Here is a 13,088-nt window from a genome sequence, read left to right on the forward strand (position 1 = left end):
GCGACGATGGGAGCGGGCGCTGACTGCAGCGCTGAGCGCACGCGTCCACGCGGCCGCTTCCATCGCCGGCTTTTTTACCTGCATGGATACGCATCCCTCATGTCGTCCCCGTTCGTTGCACCCGCCCCATCGCGCCTCGCCGTCGCCATCACCAGCCTGCTGATGGCCGCCACCGCCCACGCCGAGGCGCCTGCTGCCAATGCCGCGCGCACCCTCGATGCCGTACAGGTGACCGCCGACGGTGAAATCGACAACGGCTATACGGTGAAGCACGCGCGGACCGCGACCAAGCTGGACCTGTCGCTGCGCGAAACCCCGCAGTCGGTGACCGTGATCACCCGCCAGCGCCTGGACGACATGGGCCTGTTCGCCCTGTCCGATGTGATGGCCCAGGTTACCGGCGTGCATGTGTCGGTCACCGACAGCGAACGCATCAACTATGTGTCGCGTGGCTACAACATCACCAATTTCCAGATCGATGGGATGCTCAACACTTTCGGCGGTTCGATCAAGACCAACACCGACAGCGTGATCTACGAGCGTATCGAGGTGATCCGCGGTGCCACCGGCCTGACCACGGGTGCCGGCGATCCGTCGGGCACCATCAGCTTCGTGCGCAAGCGCCCGACCGACACCTTCCAGGCCGGGGCCAACCTGACCCTGGGCCGCTGGGGCAACCAACGCCTGGAAGCCGATCTCGGCGGCCCGGTGGCGCTGGACGGTCGCGTCCGCGCGCGCGTGGTCGCGGCCAAGCAGCAGAGCGATTCCTTCCGCGATGTCTACACACTGGACAAAGACGTGTTCTACGGCATCGTGCAGGCCGACGTCACTGACAGCACACTGCTTGAACTGGGCTACGAGTACCAGTCACCGCATACCCGCGGTGTGACGTGGGGCGTGGTGCCGTACTGGGGCGCCGATGGCACGCCGGCGAACCTGCCGCGCTCGACCAACCTGTCCGCCTCGTGGAGCAGCTGGCCGATCATCGAGAAGACGCGTTTCGTCCGCCTGGAACAGCAGCTCGGCAATGGCTGGTCGGCCAAGGCCAACGTCACCCATGCCGACCGCGATACCGACGGCAGCGTCTGGTACGGCGCATCCGGTTACCCGCGCCCCGATGGCACCGGCGTGGTGGCCTACATCTCGCACTTCAACGAAAAGAGCACGATGTCGGTGTTCGACCTCAACGTCAGTGGGCCGTTCAAGCTGTTCGGACGGGACCATGAACTGGTGTTCGGCGTGGGCCAGTCGGTGCGCAAGGGCGAATCGGATGCCATCGATTTCGACTACAGCGATGCCTACGCCAGGGTGCCGGACTGGCGACACTGGACCGGCGAGGTTCCGCGTCTGCCGGTGACCCGCCTGGGCTATCTCGCTTCGGAGAACGAGCTGAAGCAGCGCGCTGCCTATGTGGCCGCACGCCTGCAGCTGGCCGATCCGCTGCTGGCGGTGGTCGGTGCGCGCTACGGCAGCTGGGAAACCACGAGCTGGCGCTATACGCACGACACAGCGGGCGCGCTCACCGCCACCACGCGCACGGGCTACAAGCCCGACGACTCCCTGACCCCGTATCTCGGCCTGGTCTACGACTTCAATCGCAACTTCAGCGGTTATGTCAGCTACACCGACATCTTCCAGCCGCAGAACTACCGCGACCGCGACGGTGATTACCTGGAGCCTGTGGTCGGCAACATGTGGGAGGGCGGCCTGAAGGCGGAGTTCTTCGATGGCTTGCTCAATGCATCGGCCGCGGTCTTCGAGGGCGAGCAGGACAACGTGGCGGAGATCGATGATTCGGTGCCGCCGTCGTCGCTGCCCGATGGCAGCCAGGCCTATCGATCCACCGGCAAGGGCAACAAGGTGAAGGGGTGGGAACTGGAGACCCAGGGCAGCATCGGCGAGCACTGGAACCTGTCCGCCGGCTTCGCCCATACCACCATCCGCAACCGTGCCGGCGTGCTGCAGAAAACCACGACGCCGCAGGATACGTTCCGCCTCAACACCAGCTGGCGTCCGGGCGGCATCGAAGGCCGGTTCTGGCTGGGCGGTGGGGTCACCTGGCAGAGCGGCATCTGGAACAACAGCAGCAAGCCGCGCGCGGATTACCTGACCACGGGTCGGACCGAAACCGCGCGCATCGAACAGGACGCGTTCTACCTGGTCAACCTGTCGGCGGGCTATCGCTTCAACGAGAACTTCAGTGCCCAGCTCAATATCAACAACCTGCTGGATAAGGCGTACTACAACAATGTCGGCTTCTACCAGGGCGTTTATTGGGGCGAGCCGCGCAACGTCACCGTGACGCTGCGCTGGAAGCTCTGAACCCCCTCACGTTTCCATGGGGCAGCACTGCCTCCAACCGCAACGCAGGATCACCGTGGACCGCTCGCCAACTTCCGCCAGCACGACCGCCAGCCCCCGCCTGGCCGCGTTCTTCGCCCGCCCCGGCTGGGGCGTGTTTTCGCGCAGCATGGCGGCCATTTTAGGCGGCTACGCGCTGGCCGCAGTGACCAGCGTGTTCTGTGCGCTCGTCGTGCCCGGCCCGCGCGGCCAGGCCGTGTTGACCGGCATGCTGGTTGCCATCGTGGTCTGCGCCTGCGCGGCCTTGTGGGCGTTCGCCACCCGCACCGCGCTGCGGGCGTGGGTCGGGATTCTGCTGCCCACCCTGCTCATGGCGGCGGTGGCACGTGCACTGGGAGCATGGGCATGAAGAACGGATTCCGTCAGTCGATGGCATGGCTGCATACCTGGACCGGACTGCTGGTCGGCTGGCTGCTGCTGTTGATTTTCATGGCCGGCACGGCCAGCTATTACCGCGAGGAAATCAGCCGCTGGATGCGCCCTGAGCTGCCGGCCACCACGGTCAGTACCGATGTCGCCGCCGAACGGGCAGTGGGTTACCTGCAGACCCATGCCGGCCAGGCCGAAACGTGGTTCGTCACCCTGCCCGATCCGCGCAACCCGGCCATGCGGATGTTCTGGCGCAACCCCGAATCGATGGTCAAGCCGCCGGTGGAAGGCGAGCGACGGCGGCGTGGCGGCGGTCGTTTCGGCGATGCGACCATCGATCCGAACACCGGCGAAAAACTGGAAGCACGCGAGACCCGCGGCGGCGAGTTCTTCTACCGCCTGCATTTCGACCTTCATTACATCCCGGTGTTGTGGGCGCGCTACCTGGTCGGTTTCTGCGCGATGTTCATGCTGGTGGCGATCATCACCGGTGTCATCACGCACAAGAAGATATTCAAGGACTTCTTCACCTTCCGCAAAGACAAGGGGCTGCGCTCCTGGCTGGATTTCCACAACGTCAGCGCGGTGATGGCGCTGCCGTACCACGCGATGATCACCTATACCGGCATCGTCACCCTGATGGTGATGTACCTGCCGTGGGGCGTCAAAGTGGCCTACCCGACCGACGAAGACGCGTTCTTCAGCGAGGCCTTCGGTGGCATGCCCGAGATCAGTGCGCCGGCCGAAGGACGCGCTGCCGCCCTGCCGATCCAGCAACTGCTCGACAGCGCGCGGACGCATTGGAAGGGCGTGGACGTGTCCGGGTTCAGCGTCACCAGCCCTGGCGCGGCCAACGCGGTGATCGACATCCGCCAGCGCGATGGCCGTCGCCTGTCCACCGATACGCCGGCGCTGCGCTATGACATGGTCAGCGGCGAACTGCTGATGGAGACGCCGGCATCCGGCGCGGCCACCGCCACCCGTGGCGTGATGTATGGCCTGCACCTGGCGCGCTTCGCCGACTGGGGCCTGCGTGCCCTGTTCTTCCTGTCCGGGCTGACCGGCTGCCTGATGGTGGCCAGCGGCGTGGTGTTGTGGGCGGTCAAGGAGCGTCCCAAGCATGCGAAGACCGGCAGGATCGGCTTCGGCCTGCGCCTCGTCGATGCATTGAACATCGGGGCGGTGGCCGGCCTGCCGATCGCGTTCGCGTCGTACTTCTGGGCCAACCGGCTGCTGCCGCTGCAGACCGCCGAGCGCGCCGATGCGGAAGTGAGCGTGTTCTTCTATGCGTGGGGCACCGCCTTGTTGGCCGCCTTCATCTGGCCCAAGCGGGTGATGTGGACGTGGCAGTTGTACCTGGGTGCGGCGCTGTTCGCGCTGTTGCCGCTGCTCAACGCTCTGACCACCCACGCCCACCTGGGCGTCACGATTCCGGCCGGTGACTGGGTGCTGGCCGGCTTTGACCTGGTGATGCTGGCGTTCGGCGCCATGCTGGCGATGTGTGGCTGGCGCATGCAGCGCTGGACGCCGCCACTGACGGCCGCGGAGAAGAAGAAGCGCGCTGCCGCAGCCGCCGTTGCAGCGGAGGCGCAGGCATGATGCTGCTCGCCCTGTGCCTGTCCTTCAGTGCGTTCACCGCGCTGTCGCTGGCGATGGAAAAGCACCAGATGGACCTCCATGGACGGCAGGCCGCACCGGTGTCACGGCGACGCATGTGGTCCGTGCTGGGCTGGCTGCTGCTGGCGGCAGCCTTCGCCCTGTGCGTGGTCGATCATGGCTGGGCGCTGGGCCCGGTGCTGTGGCTGGGCGCGATGACCCTGGGGGGCCTGCTGCTGGCGTTTGGCCTGTACCCGTGGAAGCCGCGCTGGATCGTGCCGCTGGCCGTGGCGTTGCCGGTGATGGGCCTGGTCGCGGCGGTGCTCTGACCAAGGCGATGGTCTGACCACGGCGCCGCTGCGCTCGCCGAGCATGGCTCGGCGCTACCACCGTGTAACCCCATGACGGCCACTGGCCGTCATGCGTCATGTGGGACGGCAGTGACGGCCGCCGGCCGTCACTGAGCTGGTCACAGTGCGCGCAGTTCCCACGCGCGGTGGATGCGCGCGTTGCGCTCGAAATCCGGTCCGATGGTGCGCGGGCTGATCTCCCGGCAATTGGCGAACTCGGCAATCGCATTTTCTTCCAGCTTGAAGCGACGGAAGTTGTTGGAGAAATACAGAACACCACCGGGCGCGAGGCGCGCAACGGCCGCACGCAGCATCCGCACCTGCTCGCGCTGGACATCGAAGTCTTCCGCACGAGCCGAGTTGGAGAAGGTCGGCGGATCGCAGAAGATCACGTCGTACAACCCTTCATCGGCCTCCAGCCACGCCATGGCGTCGGCCTGCACCAGCAGGTGCTGGTTGCCACCCTGCCCGTTCAACGCCAGGTTGTCGTAGCACCACTGCAGGTACGTGGCGGACAGATCCACGCTGGTCGTGCTGGCCGCCCCCGCCACCGCCGCCTGCACACTGGCGACGCCGGTGTAGCAGAACAGATTGAGGAAGTGCTTGCCGCGGATCTGTTCGGCCATCGTCCGGCGCAGCGGGCGGTGGTCCAGGAACAGACCGGTGTCCAGGTAATCGAACAGGTTCACCCGCAGCAGCGCATCGTTTTCGCGCACGACCAGGAACTCATCCCGACGCTCGAAGCGGCCGTACTTGCTGCCGCCCTTGCCGCGCTCGCGCGACTTCAGCGCTACCTGTTCCGGCGGCACCTGGAATACCTCGCGCGCGGCCGACAGCAGCTCGTTGCGGCGACGGCGCACGTCATGCTCGGGAATGGTCGCCGGCGCGGCGTACTCCTGCACATGCAGGAACGTGCGGCCCTTGCCGCCGTCCTCTTCGTATACGTCGATGGCGGCCGCATATTCCGGCAGGTCGGCATCGTAGGCACGATAGCAGGTGATCTGCTCACGGCCACGCCACGTCTTGAATTTCTTCAGGTTCTTGCGGATGCGGTTGGCCACCATCTGCGCGCCTTCGCTCAGCTCGCGCGGAATGGCCGGGTCACGCTTCGGCACGGCGACCGGATCGCAGACGATCAGCGCACATTCCAGTGCGCCATTGAACATCTGGTATTTCTTGCCAGCACGCAGGCCGGTAGCGAACGCCAGATCGTCATTGCCGCACAGCAGGCTGGCCCGCCATTGCGGCACCGCCTTCTGCAAGGCGTCGCCGAGGCGGCGGTACAGCGCCGGATCGGCCGCCAAGCGCTCGTCATAGGGCGGGTTGCAGACCACCGTACCGATGTCCAGCGGGGGTGCCGGCAGGTCGACGATGTCGGCGCGGGTGAAGGTGATGGCATGCGAAACACCGGCCACTTCCGCGTTCTCGCGTGCGGCGGCGATGGCGAGCGGATCGATGTCGCTGCCGAACACCACCGGCTTCAGCGCGGCCAGGCCTGCGGTTTCACGCTCACGGGCTTCGGCCAGCAGGGTCTTCCAGTTGTCCTTGTCAAAACCCAGCCAACGGCTCGGCGGCAGGCTGCCGTGGCGCATCAGACCGGGCGCCACGTCGGCGGCCATCAGGGCACCTTCGATCAGCAGGGTGCCGCTGCCGCACATGGGATCCAGCAGGCCGCCACCGGCCGCATGCAGGCGCGGCCACTGACCGCGCAGCAGCACGGCCGCCGCCAGGTTCTCACGCAGCGGCGCCTCATGCGCCGCGCCGCGCCAACCCCGGCGATGCAGCGGGCCGCCACCGAGATCGATGGAGATCGTCGCACGTCCCTTGCGCAAGGACAGGTTGATGCGGATATCCGGCAGGTCGGTGTTGACCGACGGACGTTCCAGTCCCTCACTGCGCATGCGATCGACGACCGCATCCTTGATCCGCTGCGCGGCGAAGCGGGCGTGGGTGATCTTGTCGCCGGATACATGCGCGTCCACGGCCAGGGTCATTTCCGGCTTCATGTGGTCCTGCCACGGCATCAGGTGCACGCCGTCGTACAGGGCCTGCTCATCCGGGCACTCGAACTCGGCCAGGGGCCACAGCACGCGGCTGGCCAGACGCGACCACAATATGACCCGCTGCGCCTGGGCCAGATCGCCCTCGGCATTGGCACCGGCGATGGTGGCAGTGGCCTTGGCAAGGCCCAGGGCCGACAGTTCGTCGGCAAGCAGGTATTCCAGGCCCTTGGCGCAGGAGACGAAGAAATTCACAGGATCGGTTTCGCAGGTGGGGCAGCCGCTTGCGCGGCGCAGGAACGGGCAGGCCCTGGCAACAGGCCCGCGCCCATGCCGGCGGCACGGGGACCCCATTGTAATCGCTGGCGCCCCTACCGGTCCGGCCCGCGGTATGGCAACGCAGGCGGCCGGGTCACGTTGCCTCGCGCATCGGCCGGGTCCCGCCCTCTGCGCCCTTTACCTCAGATCCGGCGCAGCAAGGCCTCGAACGCGGCGGCCGACTCGGCGACGTGGTCATTCAGGCGGTGGCCGTCGTTGACCAGCAGCAGCGACGCAGAGCGGGCACCCGCCCAGGCGATGACCTCCGCTGCGGGGATCAGTTCGTCATGCCACGCGTGCACCACGCTGGTCGGCACATCGGCCGCATCCAACGCGGGCATGGGGCCCATGGACGTAGGCGGCACCATCAGGAACAACCCCTTCACCGGCACATGCAGCGATGCAAGCGCGGACACATAGGCCCCGAGGCTGGACCCGGCCAGGACCACCGGGCCGCGCGCGGCGGCCGACGCAGCCAGCGCGATCAGGCGCTGCAACCGGGCCGGCACATCACCCACGCGACTGATGTCGGACTTCGCGTCCAGATCGGTGTAATCGGGCCGCTCGTGGCTCCAGCCCAGGCGGGTGGCGACCTCTGCCAATGCGGTCACCTTGGTGGCCTCCGGGCCGCTTTCAAAGCCATGCGAGAGAATGCAATGGCCGGTACTGTCTGGGAGATCATGATTCATGACGCAATGCTAGCATCGGCGCATGCCGAGTCTTCTGCTCCCCGACCTGCGGGTCGCGCCCCTGCCTTATCACGACCTGCTGCCCCTCCGCGCGACAGATGCGCTGGACATGGTGGTGATCCATTGCACTGAACTGCCGGACCTGGCGACGGCGCGGGAATACGGCGAGAAGGCGCTCTATCCCAGCGGCACGGGCAACAGCGGCCATTTCTATATCGACCGCGATGGCAGCGTGCACCAGTACGTAGCCCCGGATCGCAGCGCGCACCATGTGCGCGGGCTCAATGCGCAGTCGATCGGCATTGAACTGGTCAACAGCGGACGCTACCCCGCGTGGTTCGACAGCCGTCGTCAGCAGATGCACGAGGCGTACCCCGAGGCACAGATCGCGTCGCTGCTGCGGCTGCTGCATGCACTGTGCGCACGCTATCCTTCGCTGCGGCGGATTGCCGGCCACGACGAGCTGGACCTGGAGCGGGTGCCGGCCACGGACAATGCCCAGGTAACCGTGCCGCGCAAGCGGGATCCCGGCCCGTTGTTCCCGTGGGACACCGTGCTGGCGACCCTATCGCTCGTCCGCGACACGACCCCGCAGCCCCGGTAGCGCCGAGCCATGCTCGGCGGAGTGCGCGATCAGGCCGCCGCTGCGCTCGCCGACCATGGGTCGGCGCTACGGAATCACGGCACTGGTCACGACATCCGAGCCCCGGTAGCGCCGAGCCATGCTCGGCGAGCGCAGCGGCATGGGTGTTATCGGCTCAGGCGCCCGTCGCCACGGGGCGGCCTTCGTCGCTGATCCAGCCACTCCACGAATCCGCGTAGATACGCGCACCGCCCAACCCGGCCGATTCCATCGCCAGCAACAGATGGCAGGCGGTAACGCCCGACCCACACATCAGCACCACCTGAGACGGTTCGTGCTGGCCGATCACCTGCTGCAGCTCCGCGCGCAACTCCTCCGCCGGCCGCAGATGGCCGTCGACCACATTCAACGCGAAGGGGCGGTTGACCGCGCCTGGCACGTGACCGGCAATCGGGTCCAAGGGTTCGACTTCGCCCCGGAAACGTTCGTTCGCACGCGCATCCACCAACCACCCGGGACTGTGTTTCAGACGCGCGGTGACTTCGTCTGCGCTCGCGACCTGGCTGACATCCAGGCGTCCGGGATACGGAGGCAAGGGCTCAGGTGCGACCGCATCGGTCACCAGTGGCAATCCGGCGCGCTGCCATGCCGCCGCCCCGCCATCCAGCACGGCTACCTGCCGATGTCCCATCAGGCGCAGCAGCCACCACAGGCGGGCGGCGGCCATGCTGCCTTCGGCACCGTCATAGACCACCACCTGCGTGTCAGGGCCAATCCCCCAGCGCCCCAGGGTGGCCGCGAACACGTCACTGTCCGGGAGCGGATGACGGCCGTGGCCGATCGTGCTCTTGTCTGACAGGTCGCGATCCAGGTCGGCGTGGACGGCACCCGGCAGATGGCCGACAGCAAACTGTGCCGCGCCCGATTGGGGATCTGCGAGGGAAAACCGCGCATCAACGATACGCAGGGCCGTGCCCGGCGTCGCGCGCGCATCCACCAGGCGCACACCTTCCTGCGTCAATCCAGCCCGCAGGGACGCTACGTCCACCACGGTGGTCCAGGGGGTATCGATCACGCTCATTGCAGTTGCTCCAGACGTCGACGCAGGTTGTACAGGATGGCCGCCGTAGCCCCCCAGATGCGGTGGCTCGGCCAGCCGTACTCCAGCACATGGCGGACGCGGCCACGATGGACTATTTCCACGTGCCGCAGGTTGTCGGCGGTCATCAGGTAGTCGAGCGGCACTTCGAAGACATCAGCCACTTCGTCCGGTGAAGGCACCGGCGTGAAGTGCGGATCGACGACCGCCACCACCGGCGTCACCCGATAACCGGTAATGGTGACGAACGGATCCAGATAGCCCAGCGCCTGTACCTGCTCGGCGGGGAGTGCGATTTCCTCGTTGCTTTCGCGCAGGGCGGCGGCGACCGCGTCGGCATCGTCCGGCTCGGTGCGCCCGCCAGGAAACCCCACCTGCCCGCCATGCTGGCGAAGGGTTTCCGTGCGTCGGGTGAGGATGACCTGGGCCCCGGTGCCACGCGGCACGATGCCGGCCAGCACCGCCGCTTCCACCAACGGACCGTCTGGCAGCAGATCGTCGAGCTCACTGCGATTCCAGCCGTCGCCCATCGGCGGCGCGTGCAGAGGATGCAGCGCGCGCATCAGCCGTCCATCGTCGGCCAGTGTTCCAGACAGTGACGCCCGAAGCTGCTCACGCAGGGGCAGGCGGTGATGCAGCACGTGGTGGCGTTCGCGCTCGCTCATCGACGACCATCGCGCAATTTCGTCGATATCGCGCAGGCAGCCGATGCAGGATCGATGATGATCAAGCTCGCATTTTCCAACGCAGGGACTGGGCACCGCACGCGTGTTTTCTTCCGTGGTCTGCACCGATGTAATTTACCGCGAAACGGCGAGGGAGGGATGGGGGGGCAGCCGACTGAAGTCGGCTCTACCAGTCGGCTCTACCGGTCGGATCTACCGAGATGCCGCGCGGCATAAAAAAACGCGCCGGTGGAAGCCACCGGCGCGTCGGGTCAAACGGTGATGCGGATTACTTGACGCTGACCAGCTTGATCTCGAACTGCACGGCCACGTTCGGCGGGAACGGGGTACGCGGGTCGGCACCGTAGGCCTGTTCCGGCGGCAGGGTGACTTCCCACTTCGAGCCGGCCGGCATCTGCAGCAGCGTTTCGCGCATGGCCTTCATTTCCACTTCGCTCAGCTTCATGGCAGGAATCTGCTGGGCCGGGCGGGCTTCGGTCGGGCGCTGGCCGAACGGGAACGGGCCGGCCACTTCCAGCTGCACGCTGCTGGCCTGGGTCGGCTTGGCGCCGGTGCCGGCTTCGATCACGCGGTACTGCACGCCGCTGGCAAGCGTCTGCACGCCAGACTTGGCCTTGTTGGTGGCCAGGAACTGCGTGCTCTTGGTCTTGTTCTCAGCCGCAGCCTTGTCGTACTCGGCCTTGGCGGCCTGTGCACGACCCTGCTCGCGCTTCTGGAACGCTTCAACGGCCGGCTTCAGCTGGTCGGCGGTGATCGCCGGCTGCTTCTTGGCGTAGGCGTCCTGCAGACCCTTCACCACCGAGTTGATGTCCAGCTGCTCACCGCGACCGGTCAGCTCCGCAAGGTTGTTGCCGTAGTCATAACCGAAGTAATAGCTCAGCTTGCCCTTTTCGGACGCGACGTCCTGGGCGAAGGCATTGCCCGTCAGGGCCAGGGCCGCAACGGCGACCGCGATAGAACGCAACTTCATCAAACAATTCTCCAGGGGTGGTAACTCAGGGGGCGTTTTCGCCGCCCTGAGGCGACGGGTTAGGATAGCGGTCGCACGGGTGATCCGCTACTGACGACGTAGGCTTTGACCTGTCTGCGTTTCAAGAGTTCAACATCACTGTTTTTTAACGTTCAGGAGCACCTGCGTGTCACATTCCCCGATCATCGTCGCTGACCGCGGTGCCGTGCGCACGCTGACCGTGAACCGACCGGACAAGCTGAATGCCCTCGACGGCGCGACCCTGCGGGCGCTGTCGGAGGCCTTCACCGCCGCCTGCGAGGCTGACAGCGTAAGGGTCGTGGTGCTGACCGGCGCGGGGCAGAAGGCATTCGTGGCCGGCGCCGACATCAGTGAAATGAACGGACTCAGCGCTGTGCAGGGACGCGATTTCTCGCTGCTGGGACAGCGCCTGATGCGTCAGATCGAGCGCATGCCCAAGCCCGTGATGGCCCGGATCAACGGCTTCGCGCTGGGGGGTGGGTTGGAGTTGGCGATGGCCTGCCATCTGCGCATCGCGGCCGATAGCGCCAGATTGGGCCTGCCCGAGATTACTCTCGGCCTGATTCCCGGGTTCGGCGGCAGCCAGCGCCTGCTGCGCCTGTGCGGGCGCGCGGCCACGCTGGAACTGTGCCTGCTGGGCAGCCCGGTTGACGCCAACCGAGCGCTTCACCTCGGTCTGGTCAACGAGGTAGTTGCCGCCGACGCGCTGGATGCGCGGGTGGATGAGCGCGCCGACCAGTTGGCGCGCGCCGCGCCATTGGCCGTCCGGGCGCTGCTGGACGCGGTTCACGTGGGCGGCGAATGCAGCCTGGAGGCGGGCCTGGACTACGAAAGTGCGCAGTTCGGCCTGCTGTTTGCCACCGATGACATGCGCGAGGGCACCCGCGCCTTCCTTGAGCGTCGTCCCGCCCACTTCGAGGGTCGCTGACGGATGGCCCGCCGACCGGACCCCGTGGCGCTGTACGAGCGGCTGCAGGCTGATGACCTGGACGGTGCGCTGCTGGCCGGGCTGATGGACTACGTGCCCGACGCGGCCGATGCCTGCCAGCTCCCCGGCCACGCGGACCTGCCCGATCGCCTGCAGGCGGTGCAGCGCCAGTTGCAGCGCGCCTGGCAGGCACGAGAACGGTACCGCGACCGTGCCGTCCGGCTGGCGCGACGTGATGCCCAACGCGATGCGCGGCGTTCGCCGCCCCCTGCCCCCGATCACACCCCCGCCCTGCCCTCTGCCGCTGCCGCCATCCTGGCGCGGGCGAAGGGGCGTGCGGCCGCGCCGCGGGGGTCGTGATGGCGGTTGCGGGTTTGCCCACGCGCACAGCTGCGCGGCGCACGACGAAGATGCCACGCGCCGACGTGCTGGAAATGTTCACCCGGCTGCGCGAACTCAACCCACATCCGAAAACCGAGCTGGAATACAGCAGTCCGTTCGAACTGCTGGTGGCCGTCGCGCTGTCTGCGCAGGCCACCGATGTCGGCGTCAACAAGGCGACCCGGCGTCTTTTTCCGGTGGCCAACACGCCACAGGCGATTCTCGACCTGGGGGAGGAAGGGCTGAAGCCGTATATCTCCACCATCGGTTTGTTCAACGCCAAAGCGAAGAATGTGATCGCCGCCTGCAGGCTGCTGGTGGAGCAGCACGGCAGCGTGGTGCCGGAGGATCGTGCCGCATTGGAGGCCCTGCCGGGAGTGGGGCGCAAGACGGCCAACGTGGTACTCAATACGGCGTTCGGCCAGCCGACGATGGCCGTCGACACCCACATTTTCCGCGTATCCAACCGCACCGGCCTTGCTCCGGGCAAAGACGTGCGTGCGGTCGAAGACGGTCTGATGAAAGCCATCCCTGCCGAATTTTTGCTTGACGCGCATCACTGGCTGATCCTGCATGGACGGTACGTGTGCAAAGCGCGCAAACCCGATTGTCCGCAGTGCGTCATCCGTGACCTCTGCCGCTTCAAGGACAAGACCGCGTCGGTCTGATCCGCCGCGCAGACTGCCATCGCCGCGCCATCCGGACGTCACAACCACAGGGCATCAATGGCCCCGGCG

Annotated in this window: 13 protein-coding genes; 8 read left to right on the forward strand and 5 right to left on the reverse strand. The window is 66.6% G+C overall.

The genetic code is table 11. The features are described 5' to 3' along the window. Nucleotides 1-99 precede the first annotated feature (99 nt). The 4 genes from ABRP17_RS02890 to ABRP17_RS02905 are packed head-to-tail and all read left to right on the forward strand — an operon-like array spanning nt 100 to nt 4,655. A complete protein-coding gene (locus tag ABRP17_RS02890) occupies nt 100-2,322 on the forward strand; it encodes a TonB-dependent siderophore receptor (RefSeq protein WP_349984811.1) in 2,223 nt (740 codons plus the stop codon). 55 nt (nt 2,323-2,377) lie between these two features. Next, nucleotides 2,378-2,710 carry a DUF3649 domain-containing protein gene (locus ABRP17_RS02895; RefSeq protein WP_349984812.1) on the forward strand — a complete coding sequence of 111 codons (333 nt, stop codon included), beginning with the start codon at nt 2,378-2,380 and terminating at the stop codon, nt 2,708-2,710. Further along, entirely contained in the window at nt 2,707-4,329 is a 1,623-nt protein-coding gene (locus tag ABRP17_RS02900; RefSeq protein ID WP_192080421.1) for a PepSY domain-containing protein, read from the forward strand. The genes ABRP17_RS02895 and ABRP17_RS02900 overlap by 4 nt, the downstream gene beginning before the upstream one ends. Beyond that, nucleotides 4,326-4,655 carry a DUF3325 domain-containing protein gene (locus ABRP17_RS02905; RefSeq protein ID WP_349984813.1) on the forward strand — a complete coding sequence of 110 codons (330 nt, stop codon included), beginning with the start codon at nt 4,326-4,328 and terminating at the stop codon, nt 4,653-4,655. The genes ABRP17_RS02900 and ABRP17_RS02905 overlap by 4 nt, the downstream gene beginning before the upstream one ends. Nucleotides 4,656-4,795: 140 nt before the next feature. Here the strand turns inward: ABRP17_RS02905 and rlmKL are convergent, their stop codons facing one another. Both rlmKL and ABRP17_RS02915 read right to left on the reverse strand, forming a co-directional pair. Beyond that, nucleotides 4,796-6,931 carry a bifunctional 23S rRNA (guanine(2069)-N(7))-methyltransferase RlmK/23S rRNA (guanine(2445)-N(2))-methyltransferase RlmL gene (gene rlmKL, locus ABRP17_RS02910; protein ID WP_188324523.1) on the reverse strand — a complete coding sequence of 712 codons (2,136 nt, stop codon included), beginning with the start codon at nt 6,929-6,931 and terminating at the stop codon, nt 4,796-4,798. A gap of 206 nt (nt 6,932-7,137) precedes the next feature. After that, nucleotides 7,138-7,683: a hypothetical protein gene (locus ABRP17_RS02915; RefSeq protein WP_192080415.1), complete on the reverse strand. Its 546-nt coding sequence runs from the start codon at nt 7,681-7,683 to the stop codon at nt 7,138-7,140. A 22-nt stretch (nt 7,684-7,705) separates the two neighbouring features. On the opposite strand from ABRP17_RS02915, the gene ABRP17_RS02920 reads away from it, so the two are divergent. Beyond that, nucleotides 7,706-8,287, forward strand: coding sequence for an N-acetylmuramoyl-L-alanine amidase (locus tag ABRP17_RS02920; RefSeq protein ID WP_349984814.1), 582 nt, complete (start codon nt 7,706-7,708; stop codon nt 8,285-8,287). A gap of 154 nt (nt 8,288-8,441) precedes the next feature. On the opposite strand, the gene ABRP17_RS02925 is transcribed toward ABRP17_RS02920, so the two are convergent. From ABRP17_RS02925 to ABRP17_RS02935, 3 genes are all read right to left on the reverse strand, one after another. Next, the gene (locus tag ABRP17_RS02925) at nt 8,442-9,347 is read right to left on the reverse strand and encodes a sulfurtransferase (RefSeq protein WP_349984815.1); all 906 of its coding nucleotides are present in this window, start codon (nt 9,345-9,347) and stop codon (nt 8,442-8,444) included. After that, nucleotides 9,344-10,156 carry a CoA pyrophosphatase gene (locus ABRP17_RS02930; RefSeq protein WP_349984816.1) on the reverse strand — a complete coding sequence of 271 codons (813 nt, stop codon included), beginning with the start codon at nt 10,154-10,156 and terminating at the stop codon, nt 9,344-9,346. The genes ABRP17_RS02925 and ABRP17_RS02930 overlap by 4 nt, the downstream gene beginning before the upstream one ends. Before the next feature lie 163 nt (nt 10,157-10,319). Beyond that, on the reverse strand, nt 10,320-11,021 hold the full coding sequence (locus ABRP17_RS02935; protein WP_349984817.1) for an FKBP-type peptidyl-prolyl cis-trans isomerase: 702 nt from the start codon (nt 11,019-11,021) through the stop codon (nt 10,320-10,322). A 166-nt stretch (nt 11,022-11,187) separates the two neighbouring features. Between ABRP17_RS02935 and ABRP17_RS02940 the strand changes: the two genes are divergently transcribed. Genes ABRP17_RS02940 through nth form a run of 3 tightly spaced genes read left to right on the forward strand, consistent with a single transcriptional unit; the run spans nt 11,188 to nt 13,019 of the window. Further along, the gene (locus ABRP17_RS02940) at nt 11,188-11,970 is read left to right on the forward strand and encodes an enoyl-CoA hydratase-related protein (RefSeq protein WP_349984818.1); all 783 of its coding nucleotides are present in this window, start codon (nt 11,188-11,190) and stop codon (nt 11,968-11,970) included. A gap of 3 nt (nt 11,971-11,973) precedes the next feature. After that, nucleotides 11,974-12,330, forward strand: a complete 357-nt coding sequence (locus ABRP17_RS02945) for a hypothetical protein (protein WP_349984819.1) — start codon at nt 11,974-11,976, stop codon at nt 12,328-12,330. A gap of 50 nt (nt 12,331-12,380) precedes the next feature. Beyond that, entirely contained in the window at nt 12,381-13,019 is a 639-nt protein-coding gene (gene nth, locus ABRP17_RS02950) for an endonuclease III (RefSeq protein WP_188324531.1), read from the forward strand. Nucleotides 13,020-13,088 lie beyond the last annotated feature (69 nt).

This window comes from Stenotrophomonas sp. WHRI 8082 (genome assembly GCF_040223995.2).
Classification (GTDB): Bacteria; Pseudomonadota; Gammaproteobacteria; order Xanthomonadales; family Xanthomonadaceae; genus Stenotrophomonas.

Excerpts from the sequence above, each read along its gene's own strand:
- ABRP17_RS02890 (WP_349984811.1), top strand. The coding sequence starts at position 100 with ATGTCGTCCCCGTTCGTTGCACCCGCCCCATCGCGCCTCGCCGTCGCC.
- ABRP17_RS02900 (WP_192080421.1), top strand. The coding sequence starts at position 2,707 with ATGAAGAACGGATTCCGTCAGTCGATGGCATGGCTGCATACCTGGACC.
- ABRP17_RS02920 (WP_349984814.1), top strand. The coding sequence starts at position 7,706 with ATGCCGAGTCTTCTGCTCCCCGACCTGCGGGTCGCGCCCCTGCCTTAT.
- ABRP17_RS02925 (WP_349984815.1), bottom strand. The coding sequence starts at position 9,347 with ATGAGCGTGATCGATACCCCCTGGACCACCGTGGTGGACGTAGCGTCC.
- ABRP17_RS02915 (WP_192080415.1), bottom strand. The coding sequence starts at position 7,683 with ATGAATCATGATCTCCCAGACAGTACCGGCCATTGCATTCTCTCGCAT.
- nth (WP_188324531.1), top strand. The coding sequence starts at position 12,381 with ATGCCACGCGCCGACGTGCTGGAAATGTTCACCCGGCTGCGCGAACTC.
- ABRP17_RS02905 (WP_349984813.1), top strand. The coding sequence starts at position 4,326 with ATGATGCTGCTCGCCCTGTGCCTGTCCTTCAGTGCGTTCACCGCGCTG.
- ABRP17_RS02935 (WP_349984817.1), bottom strand. The coding sequence starts at position 11,021 with ATGAAGTTGCGTTCTATCGCGGTCGCCGTTGCGGCCCTGGCCCTGACG.
- ABRP17_RS02945 (WP_349984819.1), top strand. The coding sequence starts at position 11,974 with ATGGCCCGCCGACCGGACCCCGTGGCGCTGTACGAGCGGCTGCAGGCT.